General features: G+C 46.3%; 23 protein-coding genes. 7 read left to right on the top strand and 16 right to left on the bottom strand.

Features of this window, described 5'->3' with window-relative positions:
• Positions 1-100: 100 nt before the first annotated feature.
• The 4 genes from LY387_RS05065 to LY387_RS05050 all read left to right on the top strand — a co-directional run bounded on the left by LY387_RS05065 (position 101) and on the right by LY387_RS05050 (position 5,702).
• On the top strand, positions 101-670 hold the full coding sequence (locus LY387_RS05065; protein ID WP_234495529.1) for a PilZ domain-containing protein: 570 nt from the start codon (positions 101-103) through the stop codon (positions 668-670).
• A 6-nt stretch (positions 671-676) separates the two neighbouring features.
• Complete coding sequence (gene mfd, locus LY387_RS05060) at positions 677-4,132, top strand: transcription-repair coupling factor (RefSeq protein WP_234495528.1); 3,456 nt, start codon at positions 677-679, stop codon at positions 4,130-4,132.
• Between the two features lie 127 nt (positions 4,133-4,259).
• A complete protein-coding gene (locus tag LY387_RS05055) occupies positions 4,260-5,072 on the top strand; it encodes a peptidoglycan binding protein CsiV (protein WP_234495527.1) in 813 nt (270 codons plus the stop codon).
• Between the two features lie 75 nt (positions 5,073-5,147).
• Entirely contained in the window at positions 5,148-5,702 is a 555-nt protein-coding gene (locus LY387_RS05050; RefSeq protein WP_234495526.1) for a GNAT family N-acetyltransferase, read from the top strand.
• Between the two features lie 92 nt (positions 5,703-5,794).
• On the opposite strand, the gene ptsG is transcribed toward LY387_RS05050, so the two are convergent.
• From ptsG to yceD, 14 genes are all read right to left on the bottom strand, one after another.
• Positions 5,795-7,228 (bottom strand): PTS glucose transporter subunit IIBC, encoded by a 1,434-nt coding sequence (gene ptsG / locus LY387_RS05045; RefSeq protein WP_234495525.1) that lies wholly within the window; start codon positions 7,226-7,228, stop codon positions 5,795-5,797.
• 454 nt (positions 7,229-7,682) lie between these two features.
• Positions 7,683-8,450, bottom strand: coding sequence for a TatD family hydrolase (locus LY387_RS05040; protein WP_234495524.1), 768 nt, complete (start codon positions 8,448-8,450; stop codon positions 7,683-7,685).
• A 114-nt stretch (positions 8,451-8,564) separates the two neighbouring features.
• Positions 8,565-9,527 carry a DNA polymerase III subunit delta' gene (holB, locus tag LY387_RS05035; protein ID WP_234495523.1) on the bottom strand — a complete coding sequence of 321 codons (963 nt, stop codon included), beginning with the start codon at positions 9,525-9,527 and terminating at the stop codon, positions 8,565-8,567.
• A gap of 8 nt (positions 9,528-9,535) precedes the next feature.
• Positions 9,536-10,168 (bottom strand): dTMP kinase, encoded by a 633-nt coding sequence (gene tmk, locus LY387_RS05030; RefSeq protein WP_042476770.1) that lies wholly within the window; start codon positions 10,166-10,168, stop codon positions 9,536-9,538.
• A complete protein-coding gene (mltG, locus tag LY387_RS05025) occupies positions 10,165-11,181 on the bottom strand; it encodes an endolytic transglycosylase MltG (RefSeq protein WP_234495522.1) in 1,017 nt (338 codons plus the stop codon). Before mltG ends, tmk begins: the two co-directional genes overlap by 4 nt.
• On the bottom strand, positions 11,175-11,981 hold the full coding sequence (gene pabC, locus LY387_RS05020) for an aminodeoxychorismate lyase (protein WP_234495521.1): 807 nt from the start codon (positions 11,979-11,981) through the stop codon (positions 11,175-11,177). Before pabC ends, mltG begins: the two co-directional genes overlap by 7 nt.
• A gap of 82 nt (positions 11,982-12,063) precedes the next feature.
• Entirely contained in the window at positions 12,064-13,305 is a 1,242-nt protein-coding gene (fabF, locus tag LY387_RS05015) for a beta-ketoacyl-ACP synthase II (protein ID WP_042476763.1), read from the bottom strand.
• A gap of 95 nt (positions 13,306-13,400) precedes the next feature.
• Complete coding sequence (gene acpP, locus LY387_RS05010) at positions 13,401-13,634, bottom strand: acyl carrier protein (protein WP_004406112.1); 234 nt, start codon at positions 13,632-13,634, stop codon at positions 13,401-13,403.
• A gap of 162 nt (positions 13,635-13,796) precedes the next feature.
• Positions 13,797-14,531 carry a 3-oxoacyl-ACP reductase FabG gene (gene fabG, locus LY387_RS05005; protein WP_234496057.1) on the bottom strand — a complete coding sequence of 245 codons (735 nt, stop codon included), beginning with the start codon at positions 14,529-14,531 and terminating at the stop codon, positions 13,797-13,799.
• A 17-nt stretch (positions 14,532-14,548) separates the two neighbouring features.
• The gene (gene fabD, locus LY387_RS05000) at positions 14,549-15,472 is read right to left on the bottom strand and encodes an ACP S-malonyltransferase (protein ID WP_234495520.1); all 924 of its coding nucleotides are present in this window, start codon (positions 15,470-15,472) and stop codon (positions 14,549-14,551) included.
• A gap of 57 nt (positions 15,473-15,529) precedes the next feature.
• Entirely contained in the window at positions 15,530-16,480 is a 951-nt protein-coding gene (locus tag LY387_RS04995) for a beta-ketoacyl-ACP synthase III (RefSeq protein ID WP_042476757.1), read from the bottom strand.
• A 5-nt stretch (positions 16,481-16,485) separates the two neighbouring features.
• Entirely contained in the window at positions 16,486-17,511 is a 1,026-nt protein-coding gene (gene plsX / locus LY387_RS04990) for a phosphate acyltransferase PlsX (RefSeq protein ID WP_042476754.1), read from the bottom strand.
• Between the two features lie 9 nt (positions 17,512-17,520).
• The gene (gene rpmF, locus LY387_RS04985) at positions 17,521-17,691 is read right to left on the bottom strand and encodes a 50S ribosomal protein L32 (RefSeq protein WP_031493499.1); all 171 of its coding nucleotides are present in this window, start codon (positions 17,689-17,691) and stop codon (positions 17,521-17,523) included.
• A gap of 43 nt (positions 17,692-17,734) precedes the next feature.
• Entirely contained in the window at positions 17,735-18,262 is a 528-nt protein-coding gene (gene yceD / locus LY387_RS04980) for a 23S rRNA accumulation protein YceD (protein ID WP_042476749.1), read from the bottom strand.
• A 135-nt stretch (positions 18,263-18,397) separates the two neighbouring features.
• Between yceD and LY387_RS04975 the strand changes: the two genes are divergently transcribed.
• Positions 18,398-18,982 carry a Maf family protein gene (locus LY387_RS04975; protein WP_042476903.1) on the top strand — a complete coding sequence of 195 codons (585 nt, stop codon included), beginning with the start codon at positions 18,398-18,400 and terminating at the stop codon, positions 18,980-18,982.
• A gap of 74 nt (positions 18,983-19,056) precedes the next feature.
• On the opposite strand, the gene rluC is transcribed toward LY387_RS04975, so the two are convergent.
• Positions 19,057-20,004, bottom strand: coding sequence for a 23S rRNA pseudouridine(955/2504/2580) synthase RluC (rluC, locus tag LY387_RS04970; protein WP_128648600.1), 948 nt, complete (start codon positions 20,002-20,004; stop codon positions 19,057-19,059).
• Positions 20,005-20,620: 616 nt separating this feature from the next.
• On the opposite strand from rluC, the gene rne reads away from it, so the two are divergent.
• Complete coding sequence (gene rne / locus LY387_RS04965; protein WP_234495519.1) at positions 20,621-23,647, top strand: ribonuclease E; 3,027 nt, start codon at positions 20,621-20,623, stop codon at positions 23,645-23,647.
• Between the two features lie 299 nt (positions 23,648-23,946).
• Positions 23,947-25,506, top strand: coding sequence for a SulP family inorganic anion transporter (locus LY387_RS04960; protein ID WP_234495518.1), 1,560 nt, complete (start codon positions 23,947-23,949; stop codon positions 25,504-25,506).
• 53 nt (positions 25,507-25,559) lie between these two features.
• On the opposite strand, the gene LY387_RS04955 is transcribed toward LY387_RS04960, so the two are convergent.
• On the bottom strand, positions 25,560-25,844 hold the full coding sequence (locus LY387_RS04955; RefSeq protein ID WP_128648601.1) for a YeaC family protein: 285 nt from the start codon (positions 25,842-25,844) through the stop codon (positions 25,560-25,562).
• Between the last annotated feature and the right edge of the window lie 115 nt (positions 25,845-25,959).

The raw sequence follows: 25,959 nt of genomic DNA, 5'->3' as shown, positions 1-25,959 counted from the left end.
TTCCTTTTAAATTACTGACTTTTGCGGAATTCATCTGCCGTTTTCTTGATAACTCACGTATACCCAGAGATAATTAATGGATGTTAATTAGGGAAAAATTATGCAGCAAGACGACTTCTTCACCGTAAATGGACCGCTTAAGGCGAACATTGAGCCACTCAAAGTAGGCTCTGCACTCCCTGAATTAACGGACTATATTGCCGAGATTCCCGCTTCTTTTGTCGCATCGAGTGAGTTTAGTCAACTAGACCAAAAAACAGATGCCGCGCAGCACGAACTCAACCAACACAATTTAAAACACGTCGCAGAGTTGATCGAGCAGCAAAACAACAAGCTGAACCTTCTACTCAATTACATGATTGCTCAGCAAGATGAGCCTGCGCTAAGGCACATTACCAAAAGCTTCGGTGCCAGTCAGTTGACCTACATTAGTCGCGATGAACTACAACTAGGACAGTACACTAGACTCAAACTGTTTCTCGATCACCCGCCTTCAGGTGTCTACTGCTACGGTGAAGTAGCCAACATAGAACATCAAGATGAAGGTTATCTCGTGACACTTTCATTTGTTCGTATTCTTGAAGAACACCAAGATCTACTCATAAAAGCAGCCTTACACCAGCAACAAAAACTGCTGCGTCAACGCTCGCTAGACAGAGAAAAAAACTAATACGTTATGAGCTATTCTCCCTTACTTCCACTTAATGCCCCACAAGGCAAAGGTGACAAAAAACACTTAGGTAACCTAATAGGTGGCGCACTTGCGCTATCGATCGGTGAACACGCCAGTGCACATGAGCAGCACACCCTTTTGGTTGTCCCCGATCCACAAATGGCATTAAAGCTTCAAGGTGAGCTCGAACAGTTCTACTGTGGCGATGTGGCGCTATTTCCCGATTGGGAAACGCTCCCTTACGACAACTTCTCGCCACACCAAGACATTATCTCTGATCGTATCGCTCGCTTGTATTCCCTCCCTCAGCAGAGCGCGGGCATAACGATAGTTCCTGTCAGCACTTTGCTACAAAGACAGAGTCCAAGAGACTTTTTGTTGCAACATACACTCATGGTAAAAACGGGCGATCTATTCTCTCTCGATAAGCTAAGAGTGCAGCTTGAAAACTCTGGATATCGCCATGTTGACCAGGTCTTTGGACCAGGTGAATATGCCAGCCGAGGTTCGATTCTCGACCTTTTCCCGATGGGAAGTTCAGCGCCGTATCGTATCGACTTTTTCGATGATGAAATCGACACGATTCGAACCTTTGATCCTGAAAATCAGCGCTCCATCGAGGATATTGAAGAGATCCGTCTTCTTCCGGCACATGAGTTCCCAACAACCAAAGATGCCATTGAAGAGTTTCGTACCCGCTGGCGTCAGCAATTTGATGCGAGACGTGAGCCAGAGTCTGTGTATATGCAGGTCAGTAAAGGCACGTGGCCTGCAGGTATTGAGTATTGGCAGCCACTGTTTTTTGACCATACCGAGACCTTGTTCGACTATATCAGCGAAGAATCTCAGATCGTCATGGTGGGGGATATTGAAAGTGCCGTCGATCACTTTTTGGCTGATGTTGATACGCGTTTCGAACAAAGAAAAGTCGACCCACTGCGCCCGCTACTCGAACCTAAGGCGCTGTGGCTCGAAAAAGACGAGTTCTTTGCTCAGCTAAAACAATACCCTCAACTTCAATGCCATATCGAAGAAGTTGAACAAAAGGCAGGCCGTGACAATACGCCAGTTCAAGCTCTTCCTGACATCACGGTTCAGCATCAGTTAAAAGAGCCGATGGCGCAAATTCGTCAGTTCACTGAGCAGTTTACGGGCAAGATCATCTTCTCTGTTGAGTCAGAAGGCCGACGTGAGGCGCTTTTAGAACTGTTGCACAGAATCAAGCTTCGTCCTGTCGAGCAATCAAGCTTGCACGATGCACTAGAAAGCAATGAGCGTTTTACCCTGGTTATCGGACAGTGTGAACACGGATTCAGCTTCCAAGATAAGTTCGCATTCATCTGTGAGAGTGACATGCTTGGCGATCGCGTTATTCAGCGTCGTAAAAAAGAAAAGCGCTCGATAAACAGTGACACTGTCATACGTAACCTCGCTGAGCTCAAACCGGGACAGCCGGTGGTACACATCGACCACGGCATCGGCCGCTATGTGGGCTTACAAACGCTAGAAGCCGGTGGCATGACGACCGAGTACGTGACGTTAGAATACCAAAACGACGCCAAGCTCTACGTACCTGTGGCCTCTCTGAACCTTATTGGACGTTATTCTGGTGGCGCCGAAGAGTCCGCACCGCTCCACAAACTCGGTGGCGAAGCTTGGGCGAAGGCTCGCCGCAAAGCCGCGGAGAAAGTTCGAGACGTCGCTGCAGAGCTACTTGATGTCTATGCTAAGCGAGAGCTTAAGCCAGGCTACAAGTTTAAACTGGATCGCGACCAATACGCGACATTCAAGGCTGGATTCCCATTTGAGGAAACCGATGACCAAGCACAGGCAATCAATGCGGTCATGTCGGATATGTGCCAGCCAAAGGCAATGGATCGACTCGTCTGTGGTGATGTTGGCTTTGGTAAAACAGAAGTCGCCATGCGTGCTGCATTTGTATCAACCGACAATGGTAAGCAAGTAGCGGTATTGGTCCCAACGACACTGCTTGCACAACAACACTTTGAGAACTTCCGCGATCGATTTGCAAATCTGCCTATTCGAGTCGAGGTACTGTCACGCTTTAAGTCGGCGAAAGAGCAAAAAGCCATTCTTCAAGATGTGGCTGACGGCAAAGTGGATATTGTGGTCGGCACGCACAAGCTATTATCAAGTGACATCCAATTTAAAGATCTTGGGTTACTGATCGTCGACGAAGAACACCGCTTTGGCGTACGTCAGAAAGAGAAAGTGAAAGCCATGCGTGCGGATGTGGACATCCTTACTCTCACCGCGACACCAATTCCGAGAACACTCAATATGGCCATGAGTGGAATGCGTGATCTTTCAATCATTGCCACCCCGCCGGCTCGCCGTCTTGCTATAAAGACCTTTGTTCGACAAAACGAAGACAGTGTAGTGCGAGAAGCGATACTGCGTGAAATCATGCGTGGTGGTCAGGTTTACTTCCTTCACAATCAAGTAGAGACCATAGAAAAAGTCGCAGCCGATCTTGAAAAGTTGGTCCCAGAAGCACGAGTAACCGTTGCACATGGCCAAATGCGTGAACGCGAACTAGAGCGCGTCATGAATGACTTTTACCATCAGCGCTTTAACCTGCTAGTCTGTACGACGATCATTGAAACGGGTATCGACGTTCCAACCGCGAACACGATTATCATAGACCGCGCAGACAACCTAGGTCTGGCCCAGCTTCATCAGCTTCGTGGACGAGTGGGTCGCTCCCATCATCAGGCCTACGCCTACCTTCTGACTCCACATCCAAAAGCCATGACCAAAGACGCAGTGAAGCGTCTCGATGCTATTGCTTCATTGGAAGATCTTGGCGCTGGATTCACCCTCGCGACTCACGATTTAGAGATCCGCGGCGCAGGTGAACTGTTGGGTGACGAGCAAAGTGGTCAGATTCAATCCGTTGGCTTCTCACTTTACATGGAGATGCTAGAGCAAGCGGTAGAGGCGTTAAAAGAAGGCAAAGAGCCATCATTAGATGATCTCTTGCGCGAGCAGACCGAAGTTGAACTTCGTATTCCAGCCTTGCTCCCTGATGATTATATTCCTGACATCAACACACGTCTGTCAATGTACAAGCGTATTGCTAGCGTGGGTAATGAAGATGAACTGAATGAACTCAAGGTTGAGCTTATCGACCGATTTGGTCTTCTTCCGGACGCCGCCAAACACTTGCTTGAAGTCGCTAAAATGAAACTTCGTGGTGGTGACCTTAAAGTGAAGAAAGTAGAAGCCCATGAGAAAGGCGGCTATATTGAGTTTTATCCAGACGCTGACATTAACCCAGCCTTCTTGGTTAAACTACTTCAAGCGCAACCAACCAAGTTTGCAATGGAAGGACCAACGAAATTCAAGTTTATTGAAACGTTGACCGACCGCCGTAAGCGTTTGAACTACCTAAACAGCATGCTGGATGAATTTGAAGCGAATCGAATACCAGCTTAATTTTATGACTAGGTAGAGACTTGCCGAAACATAATGAAGGCGAATGCCACAAATTGTTTCGGCAACACTTTGTATTAATTGATATACTGGGTCCCACTCATCTACAGTGGCCATCTATGGAGAAACAATGAAAAAGCTGATCCCACTGCTAATGCTATTGGTTTCGATGCCAAGTTTGGCACAGAGACAATTTGACATAGAAGTGATCGTTTTTAAGCGCGCCGTCAATCCTGAAAAGGTCAATGAGTCATGGCCAAATGATATGCCAGACATCGACTTTAGTCGCGCTGGTTCCCTAAATGATTCAAGCTACCGTGCGTCTAAGGGGGTCCAAGCACTTCCGTCGGCTTCTTACCAGCTAAATGATGAAGTGGCTAAGCTACGTAATCACGCGGGTTACACCGTTCTAATGCACAAAGCATGGCGTCAGGGTGATAATGGCAAAGGCTCTGCTCCGGTTTTCCGATTCCGCGCAGGCAAAGATTTTTCTACTCAGTTTTATCCAGATGGCTCTGAAAAGGGAAGCAGCAGTAACACCTCTTCACCTGTAGATGGTGTAACGGAAGTCGCTATTGATAAGCCATTGTACGAGCTAGATGGCAAGCTACAGATCTACGTGCAGCATTACCTGTATGCCGAAGCTCAGCTTGATCTCAAATCTCCAAGTACCAAGCAGGTTATCGTCTCCTCGCCTATCGATGAAACACCAGCTGATGCAATAGAGTCTAACGATTTATCAGAGAACACAGCGTCTGACGATGTTCAAGACAGCAATGTTATCGCTGGTAACTTAGCCGCTATCGAGCCGCAACGCGAGACACTTACTTTCTTAAAAGATTACCGCCTCGACCAAAAGCGTCGCATGCGCAGTAGTGAAACACACTACCTAGATCATCCACTGATGGGGATGATCATTCAGGTGAGACGCGTACAAAACTAACGCCAACTCACAGTTAAAGGGCTCGCTAACGCGGGCCTTTTTTATATGCGCATGACTTAGGTTTATACTTTAGCTATGAACACCAATTACACCATCTACACCAAACGGCTTTGCCTGCGCCTTCTGACGCCAGATGAAGCACCTATACTTGCAGACACCATATGCACCTCTCCATCACTTCATCAATGGATAGATTGGTGTCATTCAGAATTTACTGAGTCCGAAGCACTCGACTTTATCGGAGCAACACGCCTTAACTGGGTTAAAGCTAACGCCTTTGGCTTTGCCATTTTCACAAGAAGCGACAATGAATTTCTAGGAATGGTCGCGCTCAACGAGTTCTACCACACCTTCAATATGGGCAGTCTTGGTTATTGGATGAAAGACAAAGCTCAGCAGAAAGGATACGCAGTAGAAGCTATGGAGGCTCTAGTGGAGTTCTCTTTTGCCCACCTGTTACTCACACGCTTAGAGATAGTCTGCGACCCAGCCAATAAACCAAGTTATCGATTTGCCGAAAAGCTTGGTGCCACCTTCGAGTGCCTTGCAAAAAATCGTTATATCTTTAACGGTAAACCGCGTGAAGGAATGGTGTATTCACTATTGCCATCTGAGTGGAATCTTACATAGCGCTAAATTGAAGAGACGAGAGTCTATAGACATTCATTCAGACGAAAAAAAGGGAAGCCTAAGCTTCCCTTTTATAACTTTGGATTGAGGAATTAGCCGTGGTTACGAATCCACTCATCCATATCTGTTTTCAGGTTGTCTGACTTAGTACCGAAGATAGCTTGAACACCACCAGATACTACAACTACACCTGCTGCACCAAGTTGCTTAAGCTTGTCTTGGTCAACGATTTCAGTGTCAGCTACTGCAACACGTAGACGTGTGATACATGCATCTAGACCTGTAATGTTAGCTTTGCCACCGAATGCTGCAACTAGTTCGCCAGCCATTTCGTTGCCAGATACTGCTGCACCTGCTTCTTCAGTCTCGTCTTCACGACCAGGAGTCTTAAGGTCCATCGCAGTGATTACAGCGCGGAATACGAAGTAGTAGATAGCTGCGTAGATTAGACCGATACCAACCATCAGACCGATCTTCTGAGAGTTACCAGACAGTACTAGGAAGTCGATTAGACCGTGTGAGAACGAAGTACCGTGTACGAAACCTACAGTGTTAGCAACAACGTATGCAGAACCAGCTAGTAGAGCGTGGATTGCGTATAGTACTGGAGCTACGAATAGGAATGAGAATTCGATTGGCTCAGTGATACCTGTTAGGAACGATGTTAGAGCAGCAGAAGCCATGATACCCATAACTTTCGCGCGGTTCTCTGGTTTAGCACAGTGTGCAATAGCGATTGCAGCAGCTGGTAGACCGAACATCTTGAACATGTAACCACCCGCTAGCTGACCGAAGCCATTACCAGCAGCACGAGACGCTTCGTCTGCAACTAGGTAACAAGTTAGTACGCCGTTTTGAGTTTCGCCTGCAGCGTTAACACAAGTACCTGCTTCGAAGAAGAATGGTACGTTCCAAACGTGGTGTAGACCGAATGGGATTAGAGAACGCTCAACAACACCGTAGATACCGAATGCTAGTTGTGGGTTTTGCTCAGCTGCCCAGTGAGAGAATGCACCGATTGCAGAACCGATTGGTGGCCATACGATAGACAGTACGATACCAAGTGCGATTGCAGTGAAACCAGTAATGATTGGCACAGCACGCTTACCAGCGAAGAAGCCAAGGTATTCTGGAAGTTGAATCTTGAAGAAACGGTTGAATGCCCAAGCAGCCACACCACCGACAAGGATACCACCTAGTACACCTGTATCGATTTTTTCAACGCCCATAACACCAGCCATTACGCTAAGCGTAGCAGTCATGATGCCGTAACCAACGATAGCTGCAAGACCTGCAACACCGTCGTTGTTAGTAAAGCCTAGTGCAACACCTACAGCAAATAGCAGTGCCATTTGGCCGAATACTGAACCACCAGCTTGTTCCATTAGGTTTGAAACCACATCTGGAATGAAGCCTAGGTTAGCAGCACCTACCCCAAGTAGAATACCTGCAACTGGTAGTACCGATACTGGTAGCATCAGAGACTTACCAACTTTTTGCAGGTTAGCAAAAAGGTTCTTAAACATGTTTATGCTCCTGATAAAGTTATTAGTATTATGGGCTCTAACGGCACACCCCCGTAGCCTAAATGTTAGCACCCATAGAAAATGTAACCACGATTCGAATTATATTTTCTGCCTCTAAATATATCTTGATGACCCTCAAGGTTTCTACACACTTACGAAATTTAGTTTCAAAACTACGCATGGATCACGTTTCAAGCAGGCTTGTGTAATGGTTTTCAGAGTAAATAAGTCATTGAAATTAATACAATAAATAATTACATCAATTAATTTTACGGGGTGAATAAAATACACTCTTAAGTTATTTTACGTAACATAATTACAGTTTGTGCTGAATCACTTCTTTTTTCTCAACAGATTTCGTTAACGTTAAATTAATTTGATATTTTCAAATTTTTTCGACAAAAAAGGCGCAAACTGCGCCTTTTCTAATCGGTTGTATCTGAGTTGTTATTTCCTAACGCAAAAAAAGATCCTGATAGTTTTTGCTGGTTTTTTCTCCAACTTCTGACAGCGATACCCCTTTTAGCTGAGCAATATAGGCAGCAACCTCCACTACGTAGGCCGGTTGATTCTCTTTACCACGATGCGGAATTGGTGCGAGATAAGGAGAGTCTGTTTCAATAAGCAGCCTTTCAAGCGGTAATTGTTTCACGACCTCTTTGAGTTCTTTGGCTTGCCTGAAAGTGACAATGCCCGAAATAGAAATATAGAACCCGAGATCCATAGCTGCTTCAGCAAAAGCCAGATCCTCGGTGAAACAGTGGATCACACCTCCACACTTGTCCGCTCCGCCATTACGAAGAATGGATAACGTGTCTTCGCGCGCGTTTCTAGTATGGATAATTAGCGGTTTATTGACATCCACCGCCACCTCAACTTGCTGCTCAAAACGCTTTTTTTGCAGCTCAGCCGTTTCTGGTTGATAGTGGTAGTCTAAACCCGTTTCACCGACAGCAACGACCCTGTCATTGGCAACGTACTTCTTAAACTGCTCCAAAGAAAAAGCACTCTCTACATCAAGTGGATGCACACCACAAGATGCCATGATCTCTGGGTATGGCTTGATTAGCTCCATCATATTTGGAAATGAGTCAAGCGTAACACCGACAGATAAAAGCTTATCAACGTTGGCGGCTTTTGCTTTTTTAAGTACATCTTCGATGCCATCATGCAGCTCTTCATAGTTCAGCTTATCGAGATGGCAATGGGAATCTACAAACATAACGTCTTCTTCGTGCGTAAGAATTTAAAGATACTGACAGCCCAATTCGGCTTCAGCAAATGAAAGCCCTCGGCATAATAATGAACAACCATGCCGAGGATAGTGAGCGTTAATTTAAGCGGTTAAGAAAGAGTATAGCCAATTAGTCACGAGTAACTCAGCATTTAGCCCGCTAGATTCGCTGAGTTGCTTTTTGAGCTCTGCCAAGGATTCAGATTGCTTGAACAAGCTCTGATAGGAATATAACGATGCTAGTTGGGCAGCTTCAGGAATCATCTCGCCTTGGACAAGACCTAACGACTGCTTTTGAGCACTAGCCAATACCAACCACAACCATGAAAGCTGTTCATCAAAGGTGACGTCACTTTTCAAGAATACATTCATAAAGGCCGTTACGTCCGCATTACGATTCGTTACAGCACTTAGAAATGCCGAGAGCAGTGTATCTAACTCCTTTTCTCTACCCTGTTCTACGAACGATTTTATCGCTAAAGGCTCAGACTGACATAGGTAAGCAATTCGAAGAGAAATACGCTTTCCTAATTGTGCGCTGACCCAGTCAACAGATTGAGCTTGAGACGGAGCAGAAAGATGCCAAACCTCACATCGGCTGCGAATAGTGGGCAGCAAACGCTGGGCATGTTCTGTCGTTAGGATGAACACACAATTGCTAGGTGGTTCCTCTAGAGTCTTAAGTAGTGCATTGGCAGCGGAAACATTCATGCGCTCGGCTTGAGGCAGTATAATCAATCGATATCCACCAAACTGAGAAGACTCAAGAGCCCATTTATTCGCTTGTCTAATTTGCTCAACCGAAAGGTTCTTTTTATCTTTTTCAGGTTCAACGAAGTGAACGTCTGGGTGAGAATCAGAAGCGATCAGGCTGCAAGCATGACAAAAGCCGCACGGCTCAGAGGCATCGTTCTGACACATTAAACCTGCGACATATCGCTCAACTAGAGCCTCGGGGCCCAAGCCAATCTTAGCTTGGATCAGCATTGCTCCTGGAATATGCTGCCTCTCAAGGTTCCCCTTGAGCTTTTGCCACAGATCAGCCTGCCATGGATAGTCCTGCATACTTGCTCCTACTGCGCGGCCAACCAAGCTTGCACAGCATGGCGAATGTCCGCTTGAACCGATTCCATATCTTGGCTTGCATCGATAATCACAATGCTCGAATCCGAATTTGCCAATTCTAAGTAGCGTTCGCGGGTGCGGTCGAAAAATGAAATATCCATTTTCTCAATTCGGTCTAGCTCACCTCTACCACGTGCTCGCTCAAGACCGAGTCTTGGGTCAAGATCTAGATACAGGGTGAGGTCTGGCTTAAAGTCGCCAAGTGCGATCTCTTTAAGCGAAGACATAATATGCTTATCGATTTGACGACCACCGCCTTGGTAGGCTTGAGAAGAGAGATCATGTCGATCACCAATAACCCAAGAGCCAGACTCAAGAGCAGGCTTGATCACGGTTTCTAGCAATTGAATGCGAGCTGCATAAATCAGCAGTAGCTCAGAGCGATCTTGAAGAATCTCCCCTTCTTGCTCTTCTTTTACCAAGGCACGCAATTTTTCAGCCAAGGCTGTACCACCAGGCTCGCGAGTATTTTCAATAGAATCAATGCCTGCTGCTTCTAACTCAGAGCGTAACACACTGATTGCTGAACTCTTACCTGCGCCTTCTAGGCCCTCGATTACGATAAATTTGCCTTGGTTCATTTTCGACTTCTTAGTTGTTTTAGATACTGTTGGACCGCGCGGTTGTGGTCTCTTAAATTCTTTGAAAAGACATGGCCACCTGTACCGCTAGCCACGAAATATAGATAATTGCTGTCTTCCGGATTTACTGACGCCATGATAGATGCTTTACCAGGCATTGCAATTGGCGTTGGTGGTAAGCCATTAATGACATAGGTATTGTATGGCGTTGCTTCTCGAAGATCTTTCTTACGAATGTTGCCATCATATCTATCGCCCATGCCGTAGATCACCGTTGGGTCGGTTTGCAGGCGCATACCGATGTTTAGGCGATTAACGAACACAGACGCCACACGTTCGCGCTCTGATGGTACTGAGGTCTCTTTCTCGATAATAGATGCCAAAATCAAGGCTTCGTACTCGTTCTTTAGTGGAAGCTTATCTTGTCGCTGCTCCCAACTTTCCGAAAGTACCTTGTTTAACTTTCTGTTAGCGCGCTTTAAAATATCAAGGTCACTATCACCCACGGAGTAATGATAGGTTTCTGCAAGGAAGAGCCCTTCTAAGCGTTCGTGCTCGATGCCTAGCTCTTGCGCTATCGCTTTTTCGTCCATTTCAAGCGTTTTGTGCTCTAGGTAATCTGCATTAGCAAACTGTTCACGCCATTCTTTAAAGGTAGAGCCTTCAATAAAGGTAATCGCAAGTTGGTACTCTTTACCCTCGATAACCGCGTCAATCGCCTCTTTAAACGTCATAGTCGGCTTCAGTTCGAATGTTCCAACCTTAATTTGCGTGAGCTCTGGATGGAAGCGGCGAACTAATTCGGCAAATGGCGTAGGTTCAATCCATTGATTACCCTCAAATGTCGCCATTAGCGTATTGAGACTGTTGCCGCGCTCTACGGTAATCAGTGTTGGCTCTTCAAGGTTCAGAGGCTGGTTAACAAAATCCTGCACGCTATTTTTAACATGAACAAAGCTACCTACTGCGACTGCAGCAAGTATGATGACGAGCAATAAAAACTTCTTTAGCACAGACTTAATTTCTCCTGAATCTGTTTTGTTATTGGACCGATAGACAGACCAACTTCCCTAATTTTAGTGATGGGTGCAACCCCCAGAATACAATTGGTAACGAAAACTTCTTCGGCCGCAAGGAGATCTTCAAGTTCGAAGTGCCCAACGTTAACAGCAATACCCAGTAACGTCAGCTCCTCAATCACTACCTCACGCATGACACCAGCAACTCCGGCAACACTAAGGTCTGGTGTAAACACTTGATTGTTGTTCACCCAGAATACGTTAGCCATTGTGGTTTCAATCACTTTGCCGTTAAAGTCGAGCACAATGCCATCAAGATGACCACTAGATTCAACATTTTCCTTGGCTAAGATCTGTTCCAGTCTATTATTGTGCTTGAGTCCAGCCAGCAAAGCATTATGCCCAAGTCGTACATCCGAGATTGATAGTTCCAAGCCATTTTCACGAATTTCGTGGTAGTTCGGTGGAAAATCGAAGCTACTTACGGTAACAAAAGGACCTTTAGTTACCTTAGTACTGTAACCGCGCCCACCTTGGCCGCGACTTACATGCAGTTTTATGCCAGCTTCACTTGCATCAGACGCATGTGACTCGATCTCCAACCGCAGAGCATGCCAGTCTACCGGCGCGATCTTAAGACACTTCAGCGCCTTTTCCATACGAGTGACGTGACGTTCCCACAACTGAAGTTTGCCATATCGCGTCAATATGGTTGTAAAGCAACCGTCACCGTATTGAAAACTTCTATCCGTGACCGCAACATGGTCAATCTTCTGGCCATTTCGCCAAAACATGTTGATTCCTTTAAATAACAAAACGGCTCAATGCTAAGCATCAAGCCGTTCGAATACAAGTCTCTTATGCGATTACCGCGGTTTACATCTTCTTGAAGATAAGCGAACCGTTAGTACCACCAAAACCGAATGAGTTACAAAGTGCATATTCCATATCCACTTTACGTGCGGTAAATGGCACTAAGTCAACATCACATTCAGGATCAGGGTTATCTAGGTTAATCGTTGGTGGAACAATTTGGTCAACCAAAGACATGATGGTAATGATAGCTTCAGCCGAGCCCGCAGCACCCAATAGGTGACCTGTCATAGACTTGGTAGAAGAAACCAGTACTTTCTTCGCGCCTTCCTCGCCAAGTGCACGTTTAATGCCCTTGATTTCCGCCACATCACCTGCAGGAGTTGATGTACCGTGTGCGTTAACATAACCAATCTGTTCGCCAGTGATACCAGCGTCACGCAGTGCTGCTTCCATTGCAAGCGCACCACCAGAGCCATCTTCGCTTGGAGACGTCATGTGGTAAGCGTCACCGCTCATACCAAAGCCAACAAGCTCTGCATAGATTTTAGCGCCACGTGCTTTTGCGTGTTCGTACTCTTCTAGTACCAACATACCTGCACCATCACCTAGCACGAAGCCGTCACGATCAACATCCCATGGACGAGATGCTTTTTGAGGCTCATCATTGCGAGTTGATAGCGCCTTCGCTGCGCCAAAGCCCGCCATGCCGAGTGGTGTAGATGCTTTTTCAGAACCACCAGCAACCATTGCTTCTGCATCACCATAAGCGATCATACGAGCAGCGTGGCCGATGTTATGTAGGCCTGTTGTACATGCTGTAGAGATAGCAATGTTAGGACCACGTAATCCAGCAAGAATAGAAAGTTGGCCAGCAACCATGTTTACAATAGTCGAAGGGACAAAGAAAGGACTTACACGACGAGGGCCTTTCGATACCAACGCTTGATGTCCCGCTTCAATTAGGTCAAGGCCACCAATACCAGAACCGATAGCCACACCTACACGGTGTTGGTTTTCTGGAGTGACTTCAAGACCAGAGTCTTTGAGTGCGTGCATACCTGCTACGATGCCGTACTGGATAAACAAATCCATTTTCTTAGCATCTTTTTTAGACACGTATTCACTACCGTCAAAGTCTTTAACTAAGCCAGCGAAACGAGTAGAGAAATCGGTTGTATCGAAATGTTCAATATTTACGATACCACTCTTGCCTTCAAGAAGGGCTTTCCATGAAGATTCTACGCTGTTGCCTACCGGCGACAACATACCCATGCCAGTGACAACAACACGACGCTTGGACACGATTTTTTCTCCGGGATATTTATGATTCTATATGAAAGGATAGAAGACGTTTTAAAAAAACACAGGCGGCCAAGGAGGCCGCCTAGAAAGAGATATTACTGAGCGCTGTTTACGTAGTCGATAGCAGCTTGAACAGTAGTGATCTTCTCAGCTTCTTCATCAGGAATCTCAGTGTCGAATTCCTCTTCTAGAGCCATTACTAGCTCAACTGTGTCTAGAGAGTCAGCACCTAGATCGTCAACGAAAGAAGCTTCGTTTTTAACTTCTGCTTCGTCCACACCTAGCTGTTCAACAATGATTTTCTTTACGCGTTCTTCGATGTTGCTCATTTTAATTTTCCTTTACAGATTTCGCTCTATGCGATGTTTCCGTAGTTTATTCGAACTGTTGAAAGTTGCAAGGGGGTCCTTGCTGGTCAAACCACAATTTTAGCGAATTTAACCGAAATTCAGTACATTTTTGACTTAAATCATGCACAAATGTTGCACAGATCAAACCATGTACATGCCACCATTTACGTGAAGTGTTTCACCTGTGATGTATGCCGCTTCTGGCGATGCAAGAAATGCAACAGCTGAAGCGATTTCACGTGGGTCACCTAAACGACCAGCAGGCACGTTGGCTAGTGTAGCAGCTCGTTGCTCATCATTCAGTGCTTTTGTCATATCTGTTTCGATAAAACCTGGTGCAACTGTGTTCACCGTCACACCGCGTGAAGCAACTTCACGAGCCATAGACTTGGTGAAACCGATTACGCCTGCTTTTGCAGCAGCATAGTTCGTTTGACCAGCGTTACCCATAGTACCAACGACAGAACCCACGTTGATGATGCGACCCTGACGCTTCTTCATCATACCGCGCAACACAGCTTTAGATAGGCGGAAGATAGACGTTAGGTTAGTGTCCATGATATCTGTCCACTCATCGTCCTTCATACGCATTAATAGGTTATCGCGAGTGATGCCAGCGTTGTTAACAAGAATGTCGATCGCACCAAATTCATCGTTGATTTGCTTAAGAACAGCTTCGATCGAGTCAGTATCTGTCACGTTTAGCGCTAGGCCTTTGCCATTTTCACCTAAGTACTCGCTGATAGCAGCTGCACCGTTATCTGATGTCGCCGTACCAATTACTGTCGCACCGCGCTCTACCAGTAGCTCTGCAATTGAGCGACCAATACCACGGCTTGCACCTGTTACTAAGGCAATCTTGCCTTCAAGGTTCATCATTATTGGATTCCTTATTATTTTGCAGCTTCGAGTGACGCAGCGTCATTTACCGCAGCCGCACTCAATGTCTTAACAATGCGTTTTGTTAGGCCAGTTAACACTTTACCTGGACCAAGTTCCAACAGTTTCTCAACGCCTTGCTCGCTCATTTTCTCAACGCCTTCAGTCCAACGAACTGGGCTGTAAAGCTGGCGAACTAGCGCGTCTTTAATTTTTGCTGGGTCGGTTTCTGTTTCAACATCAACGTTGTTGATGACAGGAACCGAAGGTGCGTTGAATTCAATCGCTTCAAGCGCAACCGCGAGCTTTTCTGCTGCTGGTTTCATCAGCGCACAGTGAGAAGGTACCGACACTGGCAATGGTAGCGCGCGTTTAGCACCCGCTTCTTTACATAGTGCGCCAGCTCGCTCTACAGCTGCTTTGTTACCCGCAATAACAACCTGACCTGGTGAGTTAAAGTTCACTGGGGAAACCACTTCACCCTGTGCTGCTTCTTCACACGCTTTAGCAATCGACTCATCATCTAGACCGATGATGGCATACATCGCGCCAACGCCAGCAGGAACGGCTTCTTGCATCAACTGACCGCGAAGTTCAACAAGTTTGATCGCTTCTTTGAAGTCAATGACACCAGCACACACTAGCGCTGAGTACTCACCTAGGCTGTGACCCGCTACGAGTTTAGGCTGAGCAAGACCCTGCTCTTGCCATACACGCCAAATAGCTACAGAAGAAGCTAATAGCGCAGGCTGCGTGCGATGGGTTTGATTTAAATCTTCTGCTGGGCCGTTTTGAACCAATGCCCATAGGTCGTAACCAAGTGCTTCAGATGCTTCCGCAAATGTCGCTTTTACGATCTCATGTTGCTCGCCTAGCTCTGCTAGCATGCCAACTGTTTGTGAACCCTGACCTGGGAACACGATTGCAAAATTACTCATCGTTATTTCCTTAAACAACGCAATCTATGACTCTTATATCGCTCGGTGTTCGTGAGGTTAGAAGCGAACTAACGCTGAACCCCAGGTAAAACCACCACCAAACGCTTCTAATAGAAGGTTCTGTCCACGCTTAATGCGACCATCGCGAACCGCCTCATCTAAGGCCGTTGGGACGGTTGCTGCCGAAGTATTACCGTGGCGATCAAGTGTTAGGACGACTTGATCCATCGACATACCCAGTTTTTTCGCGGTTGCCGAAATGATGCGATAGTTCGCTTGATGAGGAACCAACCAATCGAGGTCCTCTTTGCTCATATCGTTCGCGCTTAGTGTATCTTTAACTAGTTTCGATAGCTGAGTAACGGCAACTTTGAATACTTCGTTACCTGACATGTTCAGCCACTTATCGAGTTCACCGCCACGTACAGGCATTTCAAGACTGAGAAGATCGCCAAAACGACCATCTGCATATAGATGCGTCGAAATGATGCCTGGCTCTTCACTAGCACCCAAAACCACAGCACCGGCTGCATCACCGAATAGGATGATGGTTGAGCGATCAATTTCTTCGACCGTTTTAGATAGACAATCTGAGCCAATCACCAATACGTTTTTACACATTCCTGAACGGATATGTTGATCAGCAACTGACAGCGCGTATACAAAACCTGTACATGCTGCAGCCATATCAAAAGCAGGGCAACCTTGAATGCCAAGTTTTGCTTGAACTTGACAAGCCGACGAAGGAAAAGCGTGGCTACTACTTGTTGTTGCAACAATAATTAGATCGATATCATTCTTATCGATGCCCGCCATCTCAATAGCTTTCAAGGAAGCTTCGTAGCCCATGTCTGCAACGGTTTCGTCCTCTGCAGCGATTCTACGTTCTTTAATACCTGTGCGAGTGACGATCCATTCATCTGTCGTATCTACCATTTTCTCTAGATCTGCATTGGTGCGGATCTGAGACGGCAGGTAGCTGCCTGTACCTAAAATTTTGCTATACATGAAGACTAATACTGCCTCTCGAGTAACACTGCTTCTAGACGATCGCTTATTTGGTTTGGCACTTGGCGTTTAACCTCGTGAACCGCTTCGCCTATTGCATTAACAAGCGCTGAAACATCAGCACTTCCGTGGCTTTTTATGACAATGCCGCGCAATCCTAACAAACTTGCCCCGTTATACTGGTCGGGGTTCAGTGCTTTAACTTCGTTTAATACATCAGAAAACAGCAATCTAGCCAGCCATCCTTTGATTGTAGAGGTGGATAATTTGGCTTTAAGTTTGTTGATAATAAATTGCGCAGTTCCTTCGCAAGCTTTCAATGTTGTGTTACCAACAAAGCCATCGCAGACAATGACATCTGCGCTGTCGCTGAGTAACTCATTTCCTTCAACGAATCCAATATAGTTAATAGATCGGCATTGTGTCAGCATTTCTGAGCAACGTTTGACGAGATCGTTACCTTTTATTTCTTCTGCACCGATATTCAATATTGCGACTCTAGGGCTTCGTCCAAGATGTTGCTCAGCAAGTGCGCTTCCCATTACAGCAAACTGAAATAGAGAATCGGCATCGACAGACGCATTTGCGCCAAGATCTAGCATCCAGGTTTTTCTGCCTTGTGCAGTAGGTAGAGCGGAAACTAACGCAGGTCTATCTATGCCAGGGAGGAGCTTAAGACGGAATCTTGATAGTGCCATTAGCGCACCGGTATTACCGCCGCTTACGCACGCGTCAGCTTGCTCGGATTCAACTAGATCAATCGCTATACGCATAGACGTATCTTGACTGTTTCTGAGGGCGAAGGAAGGCTTTTCGGAATTCGAAATGACTCGGTCACTATGCATGACCGTAAGACGGTTACTGTTTTGGTAACCTAGATGTTTGAGTTGCGTGTTTATTGACGGCTCGTCGCCAACAAGCACCACTTTTAGCTCTGGGAAAAGCGACAGTGCCTGCACGGCGGCAGGCACTGTTACGGAAGGACCGAAATCCCCGCCCATTGCATCAAGTGCAACGGTTATATTATGCAAAGGTCAACCTTACTTGTTGATAACCTTTTTGCCACGGTAGTAACCGTCAGCAGTCACGTTGTGACGTAGGTGAGTTTCACCTGAAGTTGCGTCTACAGATAGTGCAGCTGAAGTTAGCGCATCATGTGAACGACGCATGCCACGCATAGAACGTGACTTCTTGCTTTTTTGTACGGCCATGGACCCTACTCCTATGTTAGTAATTTAAACGTCAGTAACTCTGTTACTCACGCTTTAAGCTCTTTAAAACATCAAATGGATTTGGCTTATCTTCTGGAACCTCTTCCGGAATATCTCCAAACACCATGTTGTTTGAGTCAACGCTACAGTCTGCTATATCGTGCATTGCGACTTGAGGCAGGTTTAAGATGAACTCGTCTTCAACTAATTGTATGAGATCGACCTCACCGTACTCATTAAGATCTACCAAATCGTAATCTTCCGGTGCGTCCTCTTCACTCTTCTCACTGTAATAAGGAGTATAAGTGAATTGAACTTCACACAGGTGTGTGAAAATCTCATTACAACGCTGACATTCCAAATCAACTTCGATGTTAGCTTTACCAGAGATAACAACGAGTCGCTGTTCATCATGCCCAAAGGACAATGTCACTTCAGCATCGCGTTTTACGCTACTAACTGACTCGCTCAGACGCTTGAAAAGGCTGACTTGGATGATGCCATCGTAGTCGAGTCTCTTCTGTGCCGTCTTACCCGGGTCAACAGTTCGCGGTATTTTTACCTTTTGCATAGGGCGCGAATATTATCTTCCAAAACGGATTTAGTCAAAGAAAAAGGCGAAAAAGTTGTACTTTTTTTGCCTACAGATTAAGAATCTAACAATATCTCCAGAAACTGCAATTATGATAAGAAAACTGAGCCCAAAATGAAATCCACAAGACTCATTTTAGCGTCCACTTCTCCCTTCCGTGCTGAGCTTTTGAGCAAATTGGCACTAGAGTTTGAAGCGAAGGCACCCAATGTAGATGAAAAAGCCCACTCAAGCGAGTCTGCAGAGCAGTTAGTACAGCGTCTTGCACTTGAAAAAGCGCAAGCTCTCAGAGCGGAACCCGATGCTATCGTTATTGGAAGCGATCAAGTGTGCGTCATCGATGGCCAGATTATCGGTAAACCGCTCAACAGAGAAAATGCCGTAAATCAACTCTCTCAACAGAGCGGTAAAACCATTCGTTTTTATACGGGTCTTGCCGTCTACAATACCGAAACCGGCACCTCAGATGTCACAGTCGACACATTCGATGTCAGCTTCAGAAAGCTAACACAAAAGCAGATCGAGCGTTATGTCGATATTGAGCAGCCCTTCTACTGCGCAGGCAGCTTTAAAAGTGAAGGGCTTGGTATCACTTTATTTAGTGCGTTAAATGGCAAGGATCCAAACACCCTAGTCGGACTGCCTCTGATCGATTTGATCACCATGCTAGAAAAGCACGGAATCTCCCCGCTTGCCTAAGCGTTGTGCTTACCAATAACAAAAAAGCGAAGCTGTAAAGAGCTTCGCTTTTCTACAAATCGCATCACCGAAAATCATTGCATCGTTTTCAGCTTATCCAGAGCGCGTTGTAGCTTAGGTTCCATCTCAGCGTGGATTTCCATTTTTTCTTCTTTGCCTGGGTGCGTGAAGATGATATTTGCAGCGTGTAAGAAGAGTCGATCGAGACCTACCTTTGCGGTATACGCATCAAATCGACGGTCCCCATAGCGATCATCCCAAGCTATCGGGTGTCCAGTATATTGCGTGTGGACGCGAATCTGATGCGTTCGACCGGTGATAGGGCTTGCCTGAATCAAGGTCGCCTGCTCGTAAGACGCAAGAACTTTGAAACGAGTTTCCGATGCTTTTCCGTTGGGGTTCACTCTAACAATACTGTTCACTTCATTTTTCAGAAGTGGCGCTTTCACCACCTTACAGCTCGGCTTCCATTTGCCCATCACCAACGCGTAGTAGTATTTCTGAACCGTCTTCTCACGGAACTGAGCTTGCAGGTGACGAAGCGCAGAGCGCTTTTTCGCGACCAGCAGAATACCAGAGGTATCTCTGTCTATACGATGCACCAACTCAAGAAATCGAGCTTGCGGTCTTAGCGCACGCAGTGCTTCGATGGCACCGAACTTAAGGCCACTCCCGCCATGCACGGCTAACCCTGATGGCTTGTTCAACACCAACATGTGATCATCTTCATAGATGATTTGGGATTCAAGCTCCGCCACCTTGTTGAGATTGGTATTGAGCGGCGCTTCAGGCTCTTTCTCTTCGAGTGTTACAGGAGGAATACGAACCAAGTCGCCTGCTTGCAATTTATATTCTGCCTTCACACGCTTTTTATTTACGCGCACTTCTCCCTTGCGCACAATTCGGTACACAACACTCTTTGGGATGTTTTTTAGTTGGTTACGCAGAAAATTATCTATGCGCTGGCCAGCCATATCGTCGTCGATATCGACGAATTGGACTTTTGTTCTTATTTCACTCATTTCGTCATTATAACACTCAAACTCTCAAGAAAAGAACGCTTTCTAAATGTTGATTAACTGCTGTTTGGTAGAGAAAACCTGTCAAAGTTGTCGGAATGTAACCTTTTGGACAAGTTGTGGATAGTTTTTGACCAGCTAAGTGTTAGCTTTTCCTCCCCCTCATTTTTGCTTATTTAAATCAGTACATTATCCGTACAGACACGATGAAAGCTTGGTTTTTTTCTGTGGTTTAGACTAAAGCTGATTGCTGATATTTGGTTGCGCTGCTATAGTTCACAGCTGCAATGGATAATTAGATTCGATTTTCTATTTGTCGCTATTATCTTTGAGCAATTAAATGTTGAGTAGACCGCTTAGTATTGAAACGCAGCAACTGGCATAAGACGTTGATAGCTAGGCCTTCCTTGTCACCTACTCACGTACTCGTGTTTGAGTAATACCGCCACAGACGCGGATCACACAGCCTCAGTCCTGTGTGATGACTGTAGTGCCCACGAGCATCCCTTCCAGCCGGGAGGCTGCATTAAATAAAGCCATGGGATCAGGCACCGCGAGTTACGAAACCTGTGACAAGAGCAATGATGAAAACAAAGAAAATACAACGAGAATTTCTGTAATGAAAAGAATGTTAATCAACGCAACTCAAAAAGAAGAGTTGCGTGTTGCTTTGGTTGACGGTCAGAAACTGTTCGATCTTGATATCGAAAGCCCTGGCCATGAGTCAAAGAAAGCAAATATCTACAAAGGACGTATCACTCGAGTTGAGCCTAGCCTAGAGGCCGCATTCGTTGACTACGGTGCCGAACGCCACGGTTTCCTCCCTCTTAAAGAAATTGCAAAAGAATACTTCCCACAAGGTTATACCTACCAAGGTCGTCCAAGCATCAAAGATGTATTGAGCGAAGGCCAGGAAGTCATCGTGCAAGTTGAAAAAGAGGAGCGTGGTAGCAAAGGTGCTGCACTGACAACGTATATCTCTCTAGCAGGTAGCTACTTAGTTCTTATGCCTAACAACCCTCGTGCTGGCGGTATCTCTCGCCGTATCGAAGGTGAGGAGCGCACTGAACTTAAAGCGGCACTGAGCACACTTGAACTCCCTCAAGGTATGGGTCTAATCGTCCGTACCGCAGGTGTAGGCAAGAGCGCCGAAGAGCTTGAGTGGGATTTACGTTTCCTTCTAAACAACTGGGAAAATATTAAAGGCGCAGCGGACCAAAACCCTGCTCCGTTCCTAATTCACCAAGAAAGTAACGTCATCGTCCGCGCACTGCGTGACTACTTACGTCGTGACATTGGTGAAATCCTTATTGACAGCAACACGATTTACGAGCGCGCGCGCCAACATATTCAATTGGTACGCCCAGACTTCGTAAACCGTGTTAAGAAGTACGACAACGAAGTACCGCTATTTAGTCACTACCAAATCGAAAGCCAGATCGAATCTGCCTTCCAACGTGAAGTTCGCCTACCTTCTGGTGGCTCTATTGTTATCGACCCAACAGAGGCGCTTACCTCTATCGATATCAACTCTGCACGTGCAACAAAAGGTAGTGATATTGAAGAGACAGCTCTCAACACTAACTTAGAAGCGGCAGATGAGATTGCTCGTCAATTGCGTCTTCGTGACCTTGGTGGTTTGGTTGTTATCGACTTTATTGATATGACGCCAGTTCGTCACCAACGTGAAGTTGAAAACCGTCTGAGAGAAGCGGTTCGTATCGACCGTGCTCGCGTACAAATCGGTCGTATTTCTCGCTTCGGTCTTCTTGAGATGTCTCGCCAACGCTTGAGCCCGTCTCTTGCAGAAGCAAGTCACCACATCTGTCCACGTTGTAGTGGTACTGGTGTTGTACGTGATAACGAATCTCTCGCACTTTCTGTACTTCGTTTGATCGAAGAAGAAGCACTAAAAGACAACACATCGCAGGCTTTAGCGATTGTTCCTGTGCCTATCGCTTCTTACCTATTGAACGAAAAACGTCGCTCTATCAACCACATTGAGCGCGTTCAAGAAGTGAAGATCACCATCGTTCCAGATTCAGACATGGAAACACCGCATTTCGAGGTTATCCGTGTACGTGAAGGCGAAGAGCAAGATCTCCTGTCTTACTTGCTACCTAAGAAGCTAGAAGCGCTGCGTGAAGCTGAAGCTAAAGAAGCGGGTGAATCAGAAGTGAAGCCGCGTAAGGTTGAGCAACCAGCCCTCCAAGGCTTTGCAACTCCAACGCAAACTGCGCCAACACCAGCGCCAAAAGCGCCTGAGAAGAAACCAGCTGCTGAGCCTAAAGCTGAGAAGCCGGGCCTATTCTCTCGTATTCTTTCTGCAATCGGTTCTCTATTCGCTTCACCTGAAGCAGAGAAGAAAGAGCCAGAGAAGAAAGAAGAAACAAACAAAAACCGCAACAATCGTTCGCGCCGTAGCCGCAACAACGATCAGCGCCGTCGCAACAACAAAGAGTCTCGTGACAACGATCGCAACAAGAATCGTCGTAACAAGCCTAACCGTGACCGCGATGAAGAGAAAGAGACGCAAAGCAACGCTCAACAAGAGCCACGCAAATCTCAGAACCGTCGTAACAAGCAGCAAGACCGTCGTAATAAGAAGCGAGATGAAGCTGCTAACAAATCGAAGGTAGAAGAGCAAGGTAAGCAAATCGCTGCTGACGTACAAGCAGAGAAGAAGAGCCCTCGTTCAGAAGATAAGCGCTCAGAAGAGAAAACTGCCAAAGTTAAAGAGCGTCGTCAACGTCGCAAACTGACTAAGCAAGTTCGCGTTAAAGACCAAAATGCCAAACAGGAAGAGCTCGCAGAGCAACAAAATGTCGCAACTGCAACTCAAGCGCCTGTTGAAAAAACACAAGCGCCAGAAGCGTCTAACGAAGCTGGGGCAAAAGAGGAAGGTAAGCAGCGTCGCAACCGTCGTTCTCCACGTCACCTACGTGCAAGTGGTCAACGTCGTCGTCGTGGTCGTGATCGCCGTCCTAACCCATTCCGTCTTCGCAAAGGTGGCGTTGCTTCACCAGAAATGGCAATGGGTAAAGTGATGCCAAGTTACGGTATTACCAAGCCTAAGGCGAAAACAAAACCTGAAGCGGAAGTGAAGGAAGTTACTGTTAACGTAACTGGTATGGCGATGCCAGAGATGGCAATGGGTAAAGTCATTGTTATGCGCAAACCAGAGCCTGTCGCGACGCCAGAAGTTGCTGCTGACGTCGTTGAGACGCCGGTGGTTACCGAAGCACCTAAAGCCGTTGAGGCTTCAGTTGTTGAAGCTCCTGTGGTTGAGCCAACGGTTGAAGCTCCTGTGGTTGAAGCACCTGTTGCTGACGTACCAGTAACTGAATCTACGACTACACCTGACTCTAACGTTTCAGAAGAAGTCGTAGAGGTTGTTGCAGAAGCGCCGAAAGCACAAGAGCAAGCTCCAGTCGAAGCTAAGCCAGCTGAAACTAAAGTCACTGCAAAAGCAAGCTTCAAAGGTCATGCTAGTGCGCCAATGGCGAAAGCAGAAGGCAAACAAGAGCTGGGTGAAATCATCATTAATGCAGCACCGGTAAAAACTGAACGTTACCAACCAAAAGGAGCTGGCAGCCAAGTCGCTACAAATGCTGCATCGGCTGCGATGACAAAACCTAACTACTAATTGCTAGTCAGTTAGACTAACTTAACGATAAGGGCTGCTATATTGCAGCCCTTATTTTTATCTACAGATAATTCCGTCACATTTTCTTTCAATATTGAACTTCTCGGTACAATTCTGTAGCATGCCCGACTTTGACTGTTTCATTAGCAATGCATCTTGTCTATAACCATCGAGATATAGATAGCGACTGTAAATTAGTCCTTTTTTGCTCACTGTTAATACGGTTGACACATTTTGAATGTCGAATGTGTGCTGGATGAAATGGATGTTAAACCAACAACATAAGTACGATTAATTTCATGTTTGAATTCCCACAGTTTTCTAAGCACTCAGTAAAGAATGACGTATTGTCAGGTCTGACTGTTGCTCTTGCGCTTGTTCCTGAGGCGGTTGCTTTCGCATTCGTAGCAGGCGTTGACCCTATGGTTGGCTTGTACGCTGCCTTTATCGTCGGTTTGGTTACCTCTATCTTCGGTGGACGCCCAGGCATGATCTCTGGTGCAACAGGCGCAATGGCCGTTGTTATGGTTAGCCTTGTAGCTACTCACGGCGTTCAGTACTTGTTTGCCGCTATTATGTTGGCAGGTCTGTTTCAGATCAGTGCTGGCATCTTTAAGCTCGGTAAGTTTATTCGTATCGTGCCGCACCCGGTAATGATCGGCTTTGTGAACGGCCTCGCTATCGTTATTTTCCTAGCACAGCTCGGCCAGTTTAAAGCACCAGACTTATCCGGTGCCCTCACCTGGCTACCTCAAGATCAAATGATGCTGATGCTGGGTCTTGTTGCACTGACCATGGCGATCATCCACTTTTTACCAAAGATCACGACAGCAGTACCCTCTTCTCTTGTTGCGATTGTCACTGTGACACTATTGGTCCAAGGTCTAGGTCTTGATACTCGTACGGTCGTCGACTTCCTGCGCTCAATGTCGGGCGACAATGCTGCAACGCTAGCAGGTTCTCTACCAACTTTCTCTATCCCTGCGGTTCCACTAACGTGGGAAACGCTGCAGATCATCCTACCTTATGCCATCATTTTGGCGGCAATTGGCCTGATTGAATCTCTATTAACACTCACAGTCTTAGATGAGATGACCAACACACGCGGCCAATCTAACCGCGAATGTGTGGGTCAAGGTCTAGCAAACGTGACCTGTTCTGTATTCGGTGCAATGGGTGGCTGTGCGATGATTGGTCAGTCGATGATCAACGTCAACTCAGGTGGTCGCGGTCGTCTGTCTGGTATCGTTGCCGCGGTTGCATTATTGATGTTTATTCTATTTGCAGCAGCACTTATTGAGATGATCCCACTAGCAGCGCTTGTTGGTGTCATGTTCATGGTGGTTATTGGTACGTTTGAATGGGCAACCTTCAAGCTGGCTCGCCGAGTACCTAAGAAAGATTTCTTTGTCATCGTGTTGGTAACAGCTGTAACCGTAATGACAGACCTTGCTGTTGCCGTAGCGGTTGGTGTTGTTGCTTCTGCTCTGATGTTCGCATGGGAACACGCCAAGCATATCTATGCTAGCAGCCACATCAATGAAGAAGGTTCGAAAGAATACATGGTTAACGGTCCAATTTTCTTTGGTTCCGCGGCCAACTTCCTTGAGCTATTTGACGCACAAAATGATCCACAAGATGTGATTGTTGATTTTGCGAACTCTCGCGTTACCGACCATTCTGCGATTGAGGCTATTGAAACCTTGGCCGAGCGTTATGCGACGGTAGGTAAAACCCTACACTTGCGCCACCTCAGCCCAGACTGCCGTAAGCTTCTAGACAAAGCGGGCAGCTTAGTTGAAATTAATGTTAAAGAAGACCCAAGCTACAAAGTCGCAACCGACGTATTAGCTGGTTAATCGACAAATACTAAAAAGGGGTGGCAACACCCCTTTTTGTTTACTTTGATTGACTAATCTTGTGAAACCTTCACTCTAGCTATCTCGTTCGAGTTATCTGCAAACTGGTTTTTCAGCTCAGCTTTACTCTTGAATGTAATGTCTCCACCAGCGGCAACCGACATATGCTGTGGCTCAACATTGTGCTTCGACTGATAAAGCATTACAGCCTGCATGCAAGAGTCTCTTTGTTCTGGTGATAATCGACTGCCCTCTGGCCATCGCCCAGTTTCTGTCGCATAAAGCAGTCTTTCATACACATCTGGTGTCATTGCTTCTAATAATTGTTCTACATCCATAATGAACCTTCTTGTCGTCACACTATTTATTTTCAACCGTCTCACTGTCTAGATAGCACTGCCTTGATAGCAGCACCGCTATTTTGTGGTTCTGAGAGGTTAATTCATTACTCGA

It is taken from the genome of Vibrio maritimus (assembly GCF_021441885.1).
GTDB lineage: Bacteria > Pseudomonadota > Gammaproteobacteria > Enterobacterales > Vibrionaceae > Vibrio > Vibrio maritimus_B.
This window is presented reverse-complemented; position numbering and strand designations above follow the sequence as displayed.